The organism is Xenorhabdus aichiensis, assembly GCF_028598775.1.
Lineage (GTDB): Bacteria > Pseudomonadota > Gammaproteobacteria > Enterobacterales > Enterobacteriaceae > Xenorhabdus > Xenorhabdus bovienii.
The window spans coordinates 1-17728 of record NZ_JAQRFO010000033.1 but is presented as its reverse complement, the minus strand read 5'-3'; the positions used below and the strand labels follow the sequence as shown (position 1 = coordinate 17728).

The window sequence follows — 17728 nt, the reverse complement described above, 5'->3', positions numbered from 1 at the left end:
AATTAGAAAGCAGATTGATAATATACCTGAGCGAAAGTATTCGCTCAGGGGAACTCTGTCATATTCAGGAGTCTCTCCTTGATGGAAAATATTGCGATTATTGGGATGGGGTGCTTATTTCCCGGTGCAGATACCCTTAATAAATATTGGGATAACTTGCTGCGGGAAAAGGATTGCACCACACCCTTATCTGCTCTGGAACTGGGCGTTGATCTGGACTGTTATTATTCTCCGGTTGCAGGTAAACCGGATACAATCAATTATGTCAAGAATGGACATGTCCGGGATTTTTATTTTGACGGAAAAGGATATCACTTACCGGAAGAAGAATTAAATTCGCTGGATAATTTATTTAAATGGACTATTTATTCTGCGGAGCAGGCATTGAATGACAGTGGCTATCGTCAGAATAAAAAAGTATTAGAAAAAACCGGATTAATTCTCGGTAATATTGGTATGCCGACTCATTCAACCAAACGATTAATGAGTCCTTTTTATCAAAAAATATTACAGCCTTATATTCAAAAATTAATTGGGCGACCTGATTTTCATTTTGATTCGGTTTGGCCACCCGCAAATTATTCTGACCAGAATTTAATTACGGGTGGGCATAATGCTACGATTGCAGCGTTGGCTCTGGGATTATCGGGTCCTCGCTATTGTCTTGACGCTGCCTGTGCATCAGCACTGTATGCCATCAAACTGGGAATAGATTATCTCTTCAGCCACAAGGTTGACATGATGCTGGTCGGGGCGATTTGTCATACAGACCATATCTATATCGATCATGGTTTCAATATGTTGCAGGTATTCCCTGCAAAAGGGGAATCCATTCCTTTTGACAGATCATCCAAAGGGGTGAAAGCGGGTGAGGGAAGCGGCATTGTTGCCATAAAACGCTACTCTGATGCGATACGTGATAATGACAAGATTTATGGTGTCATTGAATCGATCGGGTTGTCCAACGATGCGGGTGCCAAACACTTATTGGTACCAGATATACAGGGGCAGCGCATCGCTCTGGAGCGCGCCTATCGGGATAATCCGCAGCGTGTTGATTATGTTGAATGTCATGCGACCGGTACGACCATTGGTGATCAGGTCGAACTCTCGACAATTGAATCCTTCTTTGGTGAACGTGGAACAATACCATTGATTGGTGCCAACAAAGCGATCAATGGCCATATGCTCACCGCGTCAGGTATGGGGGGGTTACTGAAAGTGCTGTTGGCCATGCAGCATAATATGATCCCTGCTACCCCGCGTGTCGAACAATTGGTTTTGACACAAAAAGGGCTGCTGAACATTGATCACGTCGTGCGGGAAGCCAAGCCCTGGCCTGTCAGCAATAGACCTAAGCGTGCCGGCATTAACGCCTTTGGTTTTGGTGGGGTTAATGCGCACATGGTCATTGGTGAAGATACACCTGAACGGCGGGCGGCATGCACACAGGTGAAGTTGGAGAACCGTCAGAAAATTGAGCGTCTGTCTATCGTCGGTATTGGTGTGCATATGGCGAAAACCGAAGATGGCAAAACGCTGGATCAGACATTGCAGCAAGGGATACAGCATTTTTACCCACTGCCGAAAACCCGCTGGATTGGCATGGAAAAGCGTCACGATGTCTTGGCAATGCAGGGGATCAGCCAGCCGCCTTTAGGCTCTTATATTGAAACGTTTGAATTTGACTGCAAGCACTTCAAATTGCCGCCCAATGTGGTAGGTGCGCATTTAAGCTGCCATATGTTCTTGTTGCCCATCGCGGAACGTGCCTTTATTGATGCGGGTTATACGCTGGATGGCAGTAAGCGCAATATCGCCGTCATTGTAGCAGGAGGCGTGGACTATAGCTCTTTGCGCTATCAGGCACGTAATGAAATTAGTTGGCAACTTAGCCAGAGTTTGGCCAGCAGAGGTATTCATCTGTCAGAAGAAGATACCGTAGCCTTGCAGGAAATTGTCAAAGATGGTCTGTTTCCTAAACCTTATCCTGAAGGTATTACTGGCGGTATAGGTAATATTGTAGCAAGCCGTCTGGCGGCTCATTTGAAGTTGAATGGCCCGGCGTTTACGCTCTATGGAGAAGAAAATTCCCCGTTCAAGGCACTGGAACTGGCTCAGTTCATGTTGAGCAGACAGCATGTTGATGCCGTCATGATTGCCAGCAGCAGTTTTGGCGGCAGTCTGGAAAATGTGCTGTGGGATCATCAATCTAATCACGGTAACCAAATCGTTGGCGATGCGGGTGGTGTGATTATCCTTAAGCGCGAACAGGATGCTATTCGTGATAATACGCCTGCTTATGCTGTACTGGATGGGCTCAGCATCACCTATATGCCTGATCACTCTATTGATTTCAGAGGAAACGAAGACGCGATTCTGGCGGCGGCTAGATCCGGATTAGAAGCGGCAGGTTGTACAGCCGATCAGATTGATTACATTGAACTGTATGCGGGTGGGAAACCAGGCGAGATCGCCGCTGAAATGTCTGCATTAGGTCGGGTTTATGCTTCACAAAACAGACAACTGACCGCCACCATCGGCACCGTTAAGGCCAACTACGGACATCTGTTTATGACCACGGGCCTGCTTGGAATCATCAAATCCGCGTTACAGCTTACACAGCGATACTTACCGGTACTGCCAGATTATCCGCAGCATCAGGAATTGGCGCATTATGCAGAAGGGAAATTCCAACTGCCGGCTCATACCCAATCCTGGCCTGCACCGGAAAAAGGTCCCCGTCGTGCAGCAATCAGTCACTTGGGTATTGACCGGGCTTACAGTCATGTGATCTTAAGTGAACCACAGAGCGGAAAGCGCGCTCGCCCAACGAGTCGTCCAGAGTCAAATCAGGCAGGCTTAAAAGTTCTATCGTATACCGCAAGAGAAAAAACCGTTGAAGAGTTAATCCTCAATGAACAGACATTGGCTCGTTTTGCGTCACTGGCTGCGGCTGTGCATGTCAATATGGCGGTGACACCGGCAGATGCCGAAACAAAAGTGGTATCTCCCGAAGTATCAACCCTGAATATGTCATTGCCGATGGAACTTAATCACTTCATACGCAATGCCCATACTCAACTGCATTACCTGCAATTGGAGCAGACGTATTATCAGTTGCTTAAACAGCATTTGGCAGAGCTGCCCTTAATTCAGTCTAAAACCACAGAATCCGCATTGGTTGCATCGACGAAAAAGAGAGTGACAACCTCATCCGCCGTTTTCGACGAGCAGCAAGTTCTGGAATTGACAGACGGCAGTGTAGAAAAAGTTTTGGGTGCTGATTATGCAGAAGTCGATAGCTACCAGATACGTACGCGTATGCCATCACCCCCTTTCATGTTTGTTTCGCGCATTACGGCACTTTCTGCCGTCAAAGGCAAGTTAGAACCCTGCTATATCGAATGGGAATACGACGTGCCTGAAGATGCGTGGTATGCCGTGAATGGCCGTGTACCATCGTTCGTCGCGCTGGAATCGTCCCATGCGATGATCGTGGCGTTTACGGTGATTGGCTGTGACCTGATGTTCAAAGGACAGCGCTGTTACCGTGCGGTGGACTGCAATACCACGATTTACAGCGAGATGCCGAAAACGGGAGATGTGTTGCGTGGACGCGTCAATATCACCTCTGTTGTGCGGGTCGGCGGCTTGACTTTAGTCGCTTATGAATATCTTTGCTATGTGGAGGAACGTCTGGTGTTCCGGCTGGTGGCCAACTCCGGTTTCTTTGGCCGCAAAGAAATTGAGAACGCAGGTAATTTTGATACCAGCGCATATTTCGCCAAAGGCAAAAATAGCATACCAGCAAAACCCTTTACACCGTTGCTGCACTGTGATCGGACAACATTCAATGAGCGGGACATCACTAACGTCATGAATGGTGATCTCGCTGCCTGTTTCGGGTCGCAGTATCAATATAACAGGGAAGGCAAATTATGCGTCCCGGATACCCGCATGTTAAGCCGGATCTTGAGTGTCGATACGGTGGGTGGCGCATTCGGTTTGGGGCAGATTGTGGCGGAATTAGATATCGATCCCGCACATTGGGCATTCAAAGCTCACTTCAAGAATGATCCGGTTATGCCGGGGACTTTACTGGTAGAAGGCTCTGAACAATTGATGAAGTTCTATCTGCTCTATCTCGGATTGAACTCACAGCCTGATCTGGAAGTGCATACGCTGACTGAACATACATCCGGTGCTAAATTCCGTGGTGAAGTGAAATGCGAACGGGATGTGGTGCAGTTCCGGCTGACCTGTAAATCCATTGATGCCATCTATTCTGATGACAAGCTGGAGTCTATTACTTTGTTTTTTATTGCGGAGACGCTCTATCGCGGCAATGTGGTTGGCGTGAGTGACAACATGGGCGTGAGATACGTGCGACGCAAGCCACACCAGATCATTGCGGCAGAACTGAAACAGGAAGCTTTAAAATGAGTCAGCGCTTATCTGTGAATAAATCGAGCCATCAACTGACAGCGTTACCGCTAACGATAGGGATCTCCCACTTGCAGGAGCTGGCGACTGAACTGCGTGTTGTGAAGGTGGGTGAATCAATATCACTGTTATTGCCAGATGACACAATAGCAGAACAGACGACTCTGCTTGGTCGCCTGCCAGCAGTGACGGCAGGCAGTTTGGGAGATGCGGGTTTCATGGCGGATTATGGCGTGAATTATGCCTATTACGCGGGTGCGATGGCAAATGGCATCCACTCTGAAGAAATGGTTATTGCGCTGGGAAAACAGCGCATTCTTGGAATTTTTGGTTCAGGTGGCTTGCGTATTCCACGGATTGCTGAGGCGATTGCCCGTATCCGGCAGACATTGCCCGAAGGTCCATTCGGCGTCAACCTGCTGCATAACCCCGGTAATCCTGAATGGGAAATGGCCTGTGTACGCCTGTGTATGGAAAATCAGGTGCGGGTGATTGAAGCTTCGGCCTACATCAACCTTAGCTCGGCGCTGGTCTATTACCGCGTTAGTGGTCTGGTACAACAACCTGATGGCACTATCTTGCGTCATCATCACCTGATTGCCAAAGTTTCCCGTCGCGAAGTCGCTCAGAATTTCCTGCGGCCAGCGCCGGAAAAGATTTTGCAAAAATTACTGGTAGAGGAGCTTATCACACCTGAGCAGGCAGAACTGGCTCGCCAAATACCGATGGCAGATGATATCACGGTAGAAGGGGATTCAGGGGGTCATACTGATCAGGGTGTGCTCGCCTGCATTTTCCGCTCAGTCGTCCAGCTACGGGATGAAATCGCAGACGAAACTCAACATGACTATCAGGTGCGGATCGGCGCGGCGGGCGGTCTGGGAACACCTCATGCCATTCTGGCCGCTTTTGCTCTGGGCGCGGCTTATGTTGTCACTGGCTCGATCAATCAGGCTTGTGTGGAAGCCGGCACATCCCGCGCGGTGAAAAAAATGCTGGGGCAGGCTCAAATTAATGATGTTGCCACTGCACCCTCAGCGGACATGTTTGAACTGGGGGCAAAAGTACAGGTACTGAAACAGGGCAGTATGTATGCTGTGCGAGCACAAAAATTGTACAATCTGTATAAACAGCACGACAGTCTGGACACCCTGCCTGTACAGGAAATCGCTCTGCTGGAGAAACAGATATTCCACAAACCACTGACAGAAATCTGGCAGGAAACTATTGCCTATTTCCAGAGTATTAACCAACTGGACATCATTACTAAAGCGGAAAAACAGCCGAAGACAAAGATGGCGTTGGTGTTCCAATGGTATCTCGGCCAATCATCCCGCTGGGCGATCACAGGTGATCCAGTACGCAATCTAGATTACCAGATCTGGTGTGGTGCGGCGATGGGTGCCATGAACGAATGGCTGCAAGGAACGCCTTTTGAAGCAGTGGAAAACAGGCATGTCAGCGAAATTGCCCAATTGCTGATGAAGGGAGCGGCCTATCTCACTCGCATTACCCTACTTGAATTATTCAATATTGCTGTGCCTGAGCAGATTAAACGGCATCTACCGTTGCATTTCTACACGGGCGGGGAAAATTCCCAGCCAAATGAATTTAGTCATGAACAATCTAACGACGATCTTGCTGACCACAGTCAGGTTGATGATCGTCATCTTAACTTAATGTCAATTCAAAAATCACAGGTGAGGAGTAAAGAACCTATGGACGCTTCAACAAAACTCGTATTGGATAATTCAAAGGACTTTTACAAAAAATGTTGGGAGCTGATGCCTGGTGGTACGCACTACAACTTTGGTGATCCTGAGCGCCCGCTGGTGATCCCTTTCAACCGTGGGCGCAATTCCCGTGTGTGGGATTTGGATGGTAATGAACATCTCGATCTGTTCTGTAAATTTGGTGCATTGCTGGTTGGACACCACAATGAGGCTTATAACCAATCCCTGATCGAATACATGGGTAAAGTGACTTCGGTTGATACCTGCGATCTGGAAGTGGGTGTTTGCGAAACGTTGGTTAAACATATTCCCTGTGCAGAAATGGTGCGTTTCTGCCTGAGCGGGACAGAAGCGGTACAGAATGCGCTGCGTCTTGCCCGTGCCTTTACGGGCAAAAATCGCTTCATCCGCTTCCACGGCCATTACCACGGTAATGCCGACAATATCATGGGCTGGCGTAAAAAGCAGGATCTCACTTACCCCGTGCCAGAGCAGTTCAATGGGGACCTGCTGGATACACTGGGACGTGACCCCAAAATCATGGTAGAACAAACGTTCATGTTGCCCTGGAATGACATTGATGTTCTGACGGCGACTATTGACCGTTATCACAATGAAATCGGCGCTGTTCTGATGGAACCTCTCTGCATCAATGGTGGCGGGATCTTCCCAGAAGAAGGCTATCTGGAAAAAACCAAAGCATTGTGTGAAAAACACAACATTGTGCTGATTTTCGATGAAATCATTACGGGTGTTCGTTTGGGACTGGGGGGAGCACAAAAACTACTGGGTGTGACGCCACATCTGGCGACCTTTGGGAAAGCCCTTGGCGGCGGCTCTATGCCAATCTCTGCCATTGTCGGTCGTAGTGACATCATGAACCTGTACACCCGCGGGAAAGTGATCCATGCAGGCACCTTCAACGGTTACCCACTGGGTCTGGCGGCAATTCAGACGACCTTTGATTTGATTGAACGAGATCCCGGCTGCTATGACCGTATGGGGAATATCATGCGTCAGATCTCCGACGTGTTCGTGAAAGCGGCCAAAGCGGTTGACCTGCCACTGGTCGTACAAGGAATGCCAACCGCGCTGGTTTATCACTCCCAAAGCACACCTGTTAGTTCTACGGAAGGCTACAGCGATAAAGTCAAATTCTGCGACATCATCATTCGTGAAATTTCCAAACGCTATGGCATTCAGTTCTCACCATTGTCTCGCATGTACTCTAACCTGTTGATGTCACAGGATGACGTGCGTTTCTTTGAAGAGAGGATCTTTGATGCGATGGTAAATGCTCGCAAAGTCATTGATATCGCATTCAAAGAAGGAATTGATGCATGAGCCGACAAATTGCTGTCGTCACTGGGGCAGCGGGGGGATTCGGCACAGCGATTAGCAAGGTGTTGCTGGATATTGGTTATCTGGTGGCGGCAACGGATGTCAGTAGCCAAAAACTGGCGCTCCTGAAGGAGCGTCTCGGACACCCTGAATCCCTTGCAACCTTTGAAATGGATGTAACTGACTTAGCCTCGGTAGAACAGGCGGCGCAACAGATTGTTGAAACATTCGGTGACACCATTACAGTGCTGGTGAACAACGCCGGCATTATTAATCGAGCATTCTGTCTTTCTGGCCAAGGGTTTAGTGAGACAACCAAGGTTATAAACGTCAATTTGATAGGTGCCTTCAACAGCACATCAATTTTTGTTCGCTACATGGCGCGCCTGAAATATGGGCGCATCATCAACATTGCCTCGGTTGCTGGCATTTGGGGAGCGGCAGGTAGTTCTGCTTATGGCGCTTCAAAAGCGGGTCTGATCTCCGCGACAGAATCCTGGGGGCGTGAATTGGGTCCACTGAATATCAGTGTGACAGCCGTTGCTCCAGGGGTCTGTAAAACCGACATGTTGGAGCAGTTTGTGGAATCAGGCTCGATGGAGTCGGCGGGAGAGGATAAGGTTGTACGTTCCATTGTTCCGGTCGGGCGTTGGGGAACGCCAGATGACGTGGCTGAAGTTGTGGGATTTTTGGCGAGTTGCAAAACTAACTACCTCAATTCCGCAGTGATCCCATTGGATGGCGGAATGCGTGTCGGAACGTTATAGCCGCGTAGGGGAATAAAATGTTAGTAAGATCAGGTGCTTTGCTGCCTGATCTCATACTTTCGCCGCTATGTGATGACTTTTAGGGGATAAATATGTTCGACCATAATAAAAAGGACGTCAGTAGTATCTTGCTTACCGGTGCAACTGGCGTGATGGGGGGAAGGATCCTTCTGGAAATTCTGACGACGACGGATATTGAGGTTTACTGTCTGATACGGGCAGAAAACAGCCAGCAGGCAATAGAACGTCTGAAAGGTATCTTGTTTGCTTACGATCAGGAAAAACAAAGTGAGAACACTCATCATCGGATTATTCCGGTACTGGGGGATGTCTCTAAAAAAAGATTGGGGCTGACACAAGAGCTTTACTGCGAACTGGCTGACAAAGTTGACCGGGTCATTCATTGCGCTGCTAACGTTAGCCTTGTGGCATCTTATAAAAAGATTGCGCCTGTTAACGTGCAGGGTACACAGCATGTGATTGATTTCTGTCTCCAGGGCAATGTAGCGATGTTGCATGCTTCCAGTTTCAGCATGGCGGGGGATTGCCTGTATAAGGACGGTTTTGTCCTGCATGAAACTGATCTGGACGTGGGGCAACGATTTGATGATATGGATTACGAGCGCTCCAAATTTGAGTCCGAAAAAATTATTCACAGTGCCGGAAAAAAAGGACTGAAGTGGGTGATTGTGCGTCCGGGCAACATTTGGGGAGAAAGTACGAATGGGCGTTACCCATTAGCGCATACCAAGGTCAAGGGCATCTATTACGAAATGGTTAAGGCATTGGTGGAAACTGGGCTGACGTTCAATGCACAGGACGATTTTGATATCACCCCTGTGGATTACGTGGCGAAAGCCTCGCTGTATGCCATTTTCAATATCGAGAAATTTAATGGGAAGACGCTTAACCTGACTAATCCTAACCCGGTTACGTTCAATGACATCGTCTCTTTCCTGCGCGATTTTGGTTATCGTATTGATACCATTAACATGAATGATTACATGGAAGCGCTGGCACAAAACCGCCTGTACCGTTATGACCAGCCTTATCGCTCGGTCTTTACCGATCTGCTGGGGCTATTTTACTCCGGTATGGAACTGACCGAAAAAGCCAAATATTCCACACAACTGACAATTGAATTACTCAGTGGCAGTGGAATTCAGTGCTCCCTGTCGGATAGAACGCTACTTTTCCATTACTTCAATTACCTGATCGAATGTGAGTTTATTGCGTCGCCACAACAGCAGGGAGAAAGGGCTGAAATACGGGAAGCATCTGTACGGGGGAGCTATCTGGAACAACTGTTTGATGCTGATTTGTAATGAGGATATACGATGCGGTATGGCTGCATCTGGATCCTGATCTTCTTCAAGGATTGTTTATAAAACAATCGAATAAAAGACAAGTAATGACAGAAATATGTGTTGAATCGGAGCTTTCAATGATTGAACAAAATCTTAAGGTGACGTTGGTTCAAACCGATTTGGTTTGGGAAAATGCAGAACAAAACCGTGAACATATCGAACAGCACATCGATCAGATCACGGGTAGTGATCTGATTATCTTACCGGAGATGTTTACCACGGGTTTCAGCATGAAGCCTCAGGCTATTGCTGAGACAATGACAGGGCCAAGTATTCAGTGGATGAAAGCGATGGCTGCCAAGAAAGATTGTGCCATTGTCGGCAGCATGATTATCACGGAAAACCAGCGCTTTTATAACCGTCTGCTGTGGGTTAATCCCGATGGCTCTGTCGCTCATTATGACAAAAAGCATCTCTTTACTTTCGCCCAGGAAGATCACGAATACACCGCAGGCAATGCCCCGCTGGTGATGAATTTCAAGGGTTGGAAAATCGCTGCCTTTATCTGTTATGACCTGCGTTTCCCCGTCTGGTCGCGTAACGTCAATGGTCATTATGATGCGGCGATCTACATCGCCAGCTGGCCAGCAAGACGTTCGGCTCACTGGTGCTCGCTCCTTCAGGCGCGCGCCATTGAAAACCAGAGCTACATTATCGGGGTTAACCGTGTTGGGCAGGATGGCAACCAACTAGACTATGACGGTCACACTATGTTGATCGATCCACTGGGTGAAGTACTGCTGCACGAAATGAATCACGAAGTGGTGAAAACCGTGCAGCTGTCACTCTCCCATGTGCAGGGTGTCAGGGAACGTTTCCCATTTCTGAAAGATGCTGATCCCTTTGTTTTGAACAACGATGTGTTAGGAAGTAATGCATAACGCAACTCTGCATTGTTGAAGGAAGATGGCTACTGCCGCCTGTTTCACCTCGTTGAAAGGGGGAGCAGGTGCATTAGCCATCATGATCGTATTGTTTGGGAACGTCGTCCTGATGCTGAATCAAACTCACTCCATACCTAATAGATTTCAAGTTGCAGCCAACAAAGCCGTAACTTGAAAGATGAAAGGTATAACAATGAAATTTGCCGGAGGTCGTATGCATATGCAAAAACATACATTTCAACCCAAAGCCCCCCTGGAGCAAAAACAGTTGAGATTGACTCAGACACTGCATCAGGCGTTTGAGCAGAAGGTACAGCGCTATCCACAGACTATTGTGCTGAATACTGAGAACGGGCTGGGGCTGACTTATGAGCAGCTTAATCAGAGAGCCAATCAACTGGCGCATTATATCCTGCAAATCAAGCAGCAGATGGGGGAAACGGACGCCTTTTCACCCGTTATCGGCATCTGTCTGGAACATGATGAAGAGATGCTGGTATCCATTTTGGCAATCCTGAAAGCGGGACTGGCTTACCTGCCCATTAACAGCACCCATGGAGCGGAGCGAATCGGTTTTTACATTGAAGATGCGGGTATCGAGCTTGTCATTGGCGTCTTGCAGTATCAATCACTGTTTGATGAAAGTAAGGTAGATTACCTCTGCATTGACAGCGAAAAAGCCTTTATCCAGACCATGCCATTACATAACCCGGATGTGAGTATTCATTCTGACCCATTGGCTTGTATCGTCTACGTATCTAAGACTGCCGGTGTCTCGAAAGGCGTTGAAATATCCCATACCAGCGCGATGCGACTGAGTGCCATGAGATTGCTTCGTGCTGAGAAACATCATCTTGATTTGACAAAAAATAACTCGACAGAAAATGACATTTGGACACTGCTTGACGCCAGTACTTTTGAAGTTCACACGATGGGAAAATGACGTTACCAATATTTATGTCACACTCTTTAGTGAGAGCACAACTTATCACCAAATGAGATACAGAGAATTTTATGGGTATTCAACACAACGAGAAAGTGATTGAGTTTGAACAGGTCAAGAAGCACTACAAGGACTATCAAGCGCTAAAAGGAATTTCTCTGGATGTCTATCGTGGAGAATTCCTTGGTCTGCTTGGTCCGAATGGGGCGGGTAAAACGACACTGGTCGAAATACTGGAAGGGCTGAAAACGCCGGATTCAGGCTCGGTTCGGGTATTAGGCAAAACCTGGCAGCAGGATGCACCTTACCTGCGTCAGCACCTCAGCGGCGTCTTACAGCAGACCCTGTTTATCGATAAGCTCAGTGTAGAAGAAACACTTAACCTGTTTGGCAGCTTTTATGGTTGTTCACGCAAACGAGCGCAGGAGGTTATGGAACTGGTCGAGCTGGAAGAAAAACGCAAAACCTATGTGGAGGGGTTATCCGGTGGTCAGCGTCAGCGTCTCGCATTGGGTGTGGCCATCATCAATGAGCCGGAAATCCTGATCCTGGACGAACCCACTACCGGGCTTGACCCGCGCATTCGTCATGATACTTGGGATATCCTGCGTAAACTCAACCGTGAAAAGCACTCAACTATGATCTTAACTACCCATTATATGGAGGAAGCTGAATATCTCTGTGATCGCATTTGTATCATGAATAAGGGAGAAATTATCACACAGGGCAGTATAGATGAGTTGTTGAAAAAACACTGCGATGGCGATCTCATTGAATTCCGTACCCATTTTCCTGACCGCCTGCAGGCACTGAGTCAACATGCTCAAGTCTTAAACTATGAGTACGATGAAAGGAAAGATAAGATCTGTATGCTGATTGAAGATTCCACTAGTTTTGTTGCTCATCTTTTTGAGTTTGCCAAACAAGTCGAGGTTGACATCATTGAACTGATGGTCAGGAAGAAAACGCTGGATGACCTGTTCATGACTTTGGCCGGGAGAAGGTTACATGAATAGTGCACTGCTCAACTTGATGAAAACTCAATTCCGGCAATATATCCGTGAGCCGGAAATTTTGTTCTGGTCGTTTGGTTTTCCTCTATTGCTGGTCTGGCTACTAGGGGTTTCGTTCTCCTCTCAGGATATTCCCGAAAGAGAAATCGGCATCGTGCTGCCTGTGGAAGCCGTAGAACAGCAGCAAGTCAAACAGTGGGGAGAGCAGCTTACTGCGCAGGAGCACATGATCTCAGGCATTATCAATAAAGAAGAGATCAAGCGTGAAAGGCTGGTCAAAGTTCGGTACAACATCACCTACTATCCCGATCATGAGGCCGTTGTACGCGGGCTGAAACGAGGGGATATCCAGATGTTCATTGAACAGGATAAAGAGAAAAAACGCGTCCACTACCTTGATCCACAGAACAGTGACGCCTTACTGACCTATTACCTGCTTAACCAGCAGGAGGGAATAGAGGCTGAAAAGAACCTGTTTATACTGGAAACACCGGGACTACGCTATGTGGATTTCCTAGTACCGGGCTTACTGGCAATGGCGATTATGGAGACTTGCCTGATTGCGGTTGGCTGGGCGCTGGCGGAAAAGCGCATCACACGGGTTACTCGTCAGATGTGCATTACCCCGATGCGCAAATCCACATTCCTGCTGGCACATATCCTCTCCTGCCTTTTGATCAGCATTACCGAGATATTAATCATCTACCTGTTTGCAGACCTCTATTTTGATGTAGAAATACAAGGCTCGTTTTACGCCTTCCTGCTCTTGATGCTCACGGGGAATATTTGCTTTTCCGGTGTGGCAGTGCTGGTGGCATCCCGCGCCCGCAAAGCCCAAACCGCGAATGGATTGTTGGAAGTCTCCATTTTGATTCAGATTTTGTTGTCAGGGATCTTTTTCAGTTACAAAAACTTCCCGCAGTGGATGGCGAATATTATTGAATACCTGCCATTAACCATTCTGGCCGACAATATGCGCAAAGTATTTATTGAAGGCGGTGATCTATTGCAGGTCGTACCCGCAGCGATTATCTTGAGTTTGATTGGGATTGTGACATTTGTGTTGGGTATGAAGATATTTCGCTGGTATTGAAGTGATTATTATAAACATCCGGCGGGTTGGTTTGCAGGATGTTTATTTTCAACTTAAAACCACGTCCTGTAGGCGTGGTTTTAAGTTGAAAATAAAACAGGGAGCCATTTGGCTCCCTATGAATGATCAAAACAGATATATGTCAATCCAACGACAATTGTTGACGCAACTGGGCTATTTTCTCGCGCCATTGCTGTTGCAATATCGGTTTCTGGTGTGCGGCCTTGCGTTGCAAATCCGTCGCCAGTTTTTCCTCTAATGAAATTAGCTCTGCCAGTTTCATTTCGTCATCATCAGAGAGCATTTCCGATGATGGTACGAGAGAAAACGTAGATACGGATGCGCTGTCCGTTTGTGTATTGCTATTGGCGTGACGGATTTTCTGATATACCGCATCCAAATCGTGGTATTCCGTTAAACGCTGGCCATCAATATACCAATAACGGTTACAGCTTTGCTCAATCAATTCACGATCATGGCTGACCAGCAATAATCCACCAGCGAACAGCCGGATTTCATCGCGAAGCGTATTTTTACCGTCCATATCCAAATGGTTGGTCGGTTCATCCAGCATCAATAATGAATATTTCGCCAAACTCAGGCCGATGAATAACAGTCTGGCGCGTTCACCACCGCTCAGTGATGCAACAGTTTGTTGATGGCGCAAATACGGAAACCCAGCGCTGATCAACGCCATTTTCCGCTGTTTGTCTATCAGCGCAGCAAACGGTTTTAAGGCATCAGACAGCGTATCACTATCGGACAACTGTGCCAGTTTCTGGTCGTAATACCCAAGATTGACACGCGGATGCAGTACAAGAGGACTATCCGGCAGCGTCAGAGCCTGAGATTGCGATTGTGCCAAAATCATTCTTAACAGAGATGATTTTCCGGTTCCGTTCGCACCCATAATTGCAATGCGATCACCGCTTTTCACGGACAAATTATCCGTCATATATAGTGGTGGGCAGGACGGTGCAGGGCTCACTGTCAGTTGATTGAACGCACACAGGCGATCTGCACGTAAAGCATCACCGGTCAGTTTCAACCGCCATTGGCTGCTAACGGCCAGTTCAACCTGACAGTCCTGCAGGCGATCGACGTGTTTCTCCATTTGTTTGGCTTTACGGGAAAGCGCTTCGTTATCGTACACTTTGCCCCAGATAGCCAGACGCTTGGCACTGTGCGCGATGCGATCAATCTCTTTTTGCTGCGCGTTATGGCGGTGTTCGTCACTGAGATCTTGTGCTGTCTGCGCTTCACGGGCTTGTGAGCACGGAAGACGATAGAGAGACACATTACCGTCGCGTAATATCCAGGTGCAATTCGTTAAGTGATCCAACAGCGTATTGTCATGAGAAACTAGAATAAAACTGCCGCACCACTGTGTTAGAAATTGCTCCAGCCAGAGAATTGTCGGCAAATCGAGATGGTTACTTGGTTCATCCAGCAATAATAAATCTGGATTAATGATAAGCGCCCGCGCCAATAATAAGCGCGTATGCTGACCGCCACTAAGTGCTGAGATCGCCAGATTGTGCTGCTCCGGCTGAAACCCCATTTCACTTAACAAAATTTCTGCCCGCCAATTGTCCTCAATTCGTTGTTCTGCGGGCAGTTTATCCAACACAGCCTCAATCAGCGTCATACTGTGCAATGTAGCCGGTAAATGCTGTTCGATGTAGGCCAGAATGCAGTGATTTGCCAGTGTTACGGTTCCCTCATTCGGTGATAATTGGGCAGAAAGTAATTTCAGTAGCGTACTTTTTCCACAACCGTTATACCCGATCAGACCGATTTTCTCGCCTTTATTAATGGCGATAGAAATATCGGCTAACAGTGGAGTGTGACCGTGATGGAATGACAGATTTTGGGTTGATAATAATGTACTCATAGCTTACTCAAATTTTAGGCGTGATAACGCCTTGGGTCATAAAACGCGATAACCCTGTAAGCTGAGGAAGGGATATTAAATTGGTAAAAACTTCGCTCAGGCAGGATTAACGCAATGCGTTAGTGGATAAGCCTGAGTGCTGACGATTACCAAAGAAATGTGAATATTCAATCACATCACTTAACATCATAATTAACCTCCTTTTCTTCTCTGTGGGTAAATGGATGGGTAGGTTATAGCATCTGTAATTAAAGTAGACAACGAGAACCTGTCTAAGTTGGCTTAAGAGAAAGGGCAAAATCGTGTGTGATTAGCCACGAATTTGGCGTAACAATGTTCAGGCTGCCAGTTTCCCGTTAGCGCCCGGCAGAGTGTTTTCGACGTTTTCTTGCACCGGACATCCCGGTACTGAGCCAAATTCACATATTTCAATTTGTTCTGGCGTGATGGGCATTGCCTTATAGGAACGATCACCACCTCCATAGGAGGTGGTTTAAGGATGACAACAAAAAAACTTCAACATTTAAGTTTAAGTCTTTAAAATTTAATACTAAAAATTAGAGAATAAGTAAATCACCTGAACGGTCAAATGGTATTTTACATGCGGCATTACGGGTATCATAATCTACAACACTTCTTAAGTATTCATTAAATGTTAAGCCCGTATCTTCAACTACTTCTTCATTTTCATCAAAACAATAAACTAAATCAGGATTATCTGATTTAGTTAGTAAAAAATAAAATTGAGTATAACTTTCTATTGAGATAAAAAATGGTTTTTGAGCCATTAAATCATGACGTTGAATTTTTGCTAACTCTTGCCGCTGACAAGATTGAAATATCACTTCACCTCGAACAGTATCCTGTTCTTGGTAAAAATTCAAAGGAGAATCTCCAAATAACCCTCCACTACAACGCCCCATATAAATTAAAAAATCATATAATTGACCTTTAATTTTAATATCATAAAGACGTTCTAGTTTAGGTATTTCGTCTTCAGAATAACCTTTAATATAACTAGTATCAATTGTTAATTCAGGATAGGCTGAATGTAAATAATTTATCAATTCTTGATTAATCATTTTCTACCTTTTTGAAAAATATTAAGTTTATGTTTATTAAAGTTATTTTTTAATTAGACTGTTTAGAATTTAACAAATCAAATAAGCTATCTCTGTATTTATGTAATATTTTTTCATTTACTTGTCCATTAGAACAATAGCTTAATAAATCATTCATACAATTTATTAATGTAATAATTTCTCAGGTTGATATTCTAATATCAAAAGATATAATACCAGACATACATTCTCTCTTTGAAATTTTCATAGTATTTATCCTCAGTAAAATCTATTTTTATTTGTTGTATTTCTTCTAATTAATTTTTCTTTCTTCCTATTGTTCTATGATATATATTGATATTAAAATCCTTATTTTATATGATAGTTAAAAAATATATTTAATCATAAATTATAATTTTTATTAGTTAAAATCTATAGCATAGTAAGAAATACAAACAGCATGGGAAACAGAATTTATAATCTGTTAGAAATAACTTTAATCTTGAAGTCTATTAGGTATAAAGCCTATCCCGTTAGGGATATTTTATTAGGTATTTTGAATTTGGGCTGTATTCAGATTAAAGCGATAGCTTTTGAACGTACTTCAATGCGGTTCGAAAGGAGGTGCGCAGCGAACCCTACTCACGTATTAATTCTTGATTACCTACGTGCATGCTCCGATTTCTGCGGACAATCTGTGTACAACATTACGCTTACAGGGATAGATCTCTAGCTAACTAATGACCTAAAGGCAAATTGCTGAACCTTTGTGCCGCTTTTATCGTAGTTTTTGTCTCTGGAATCTGGATTTTTCAGGATGATATTTATTAATGCATTGATTTTTAAAGGTATTGTTGAATTTTAAAGTAAAATGGCCATTTGCAAACTTTTTTTGAAATTGTGATCGTAAAATACTTACATGATAAATGAATAGTTATTGAACAATTCAGGTTGATTCCTATTATCTCCTCATTTATGTCTCTTTTTAATTATTTTTTATGCATAAACTATGCATAAATTGTAAATGAAACCTCTTTTATAAATTGTGAAAAACATCATAAAGTAAATTATTTGTAATCTCATTGTATTGACTTTGTTAAACCTCAAAGAGATGATGCATCCAGCTTGCAATCTTAAAGGATGGAAAAAAGATATTCATAGAATGTAATTGGAAACTAATTGAAAT

General features: G+C 45.5%; 10 protein-coding genes. 8 read left to right on the top strand and 2 right to left on the bottom strand.

Annotation, left to right across the window (positions count from 1 at the left end; genetic code table 11):
- Positions 1–81: 81 nt before the first annotated feature.
- The 8 genes from PSI22_RS14470 to PSI22_RS14435 all read left to right on the top strand — a co-directional run bounded on the left by PSI22_RS14470 (position 82) and on the right by PSI22_RS14435 (position 13587).
- A complete protein-coding gene (locus tag PSI22_RS14470; protein WP_273580356.1) occupies positions 82–4446 on the top strand; it encodes a polyketide synthase family protein in 4365 nt (1454 codons plus the stop codon).
- Positions 4443–7523: a PfaD family polyunsaturated fatty acid/polyketide biosynthesis protein gene (locus tag PSI22_RS14465; protein WP_273580355.1), complete on the top strand. Its 3081-nt coding sequence runs from the start codon at positions 4443–4445 to the stop codon at positions 7521–7523. Before PSI22_RS14470 ends, PSI22_RS14465 begins: the two co-directional genes overlap by 4 nt.
- Positions 7520–8287, top strand: a complete 768-nt coding sequence (locus PSI22_RS14460) for an SDR family NAD(P)-dependent oxidoreductase (RefSeq protein ID WP_273580354.1) — start codon at positions 7520–7522, stop codon at positions 8285–8287. The genes PSI22_RS14465 and PSI22_RS14460 overlap by 4 nt, the downstream gene beginning before the upstream one ends.
- 92 nt (positions 8288–8379) lie before the next feature.
- Positions 8380–9612 carry an SDR family oxidoreductase gene (locus PSI22_RS14455; protein ID WP_273580353.1) on the top strand — a complete coding sequence of 411 codons (1233 nt, stop codon included), beginning with the start codon at positions 8380–8382 and terminating at the stop codon, positions 9610–9612.
- A gap of 119 nt (positions 9613–9731) precedes the next feature.
- Positions 9732–10535 (top strand): amidohydrolase, encoded by an 804-nt coding sequence (locus tag PSI22_RS14450; RefSeq protein ID WP_273580352.1) that lies wholly within the window; start codon positions 9732–9734, stop codon positions 10533–10535.
- Between the two features lie 217 nt (positions 10536–10752).
- Positions 10753–11481, top strand: a complete 729-nt coding sequence (locus PSI22_RS14445; RefSeq protein WP_273580351.1) for an AMP-binding protein — start codon at positions 10753–10755, stop codon at positions 11479–11481.
- 71 nt (positions 11482–11552) lie between these two features.
- Positions 11553–12497, top strand: a complete 945-nt coding sequence (locus tag PSI22_RS14440; RefSeq protein WP_273580350.1) for an ABC transporter ATP-binding protein — start codon at positions 11553–11555, stop codon at positions 12495–12497.
- On the top strand, positions 12490–13587 hold the full coding sequence (locus PSI22_RS14435; protein WP_273580349.1) for an ABC transporter permease: 1098 nt from the start codon (positions 12490–12492) through the stop codon (positions 13585–13587). The genes PSI22_RS14440 and PSI22_RS14435 overlap by 8 nt, the downstream gene beginning before the upstream one ends.
- A 142-nt stretch (positions 13588–13729) precedes the next feature.
- Here the strand turns inward: PSI22_RS14435 and PSI22_RS14430 are convergent, their stop codons facing one another.
- Together PSI22_RS14430 and PSI22_RS14425 are read right to left on the bottom strand one after the other, a co-directional pair.
- Positions 13730–15481, bottom strand: coding sequence for an ABC-F family ATP-binding cassette domain-containing protein (locus tag PSI22_RS14430; RefSeq protein ID WP_238125656.1), 1752 nt, complete (start codon positions 15479–15481; stop codon positions 13730–13732).
- A 557-nt stretch (positions 15482–16038) separates the two neighbouring features.
- Complete coding sequence (locus tag PSI22_RS14425; RefSeq protein ID WP_273580348.1) at positions 16039–16563, bottom strand: hypothetical protein; 525 nt, start codon at positions 16561–16563, stop codon at positions 16039–16041.
- Positions 16564–17728: the final 1165 nt, after the last annotated feature.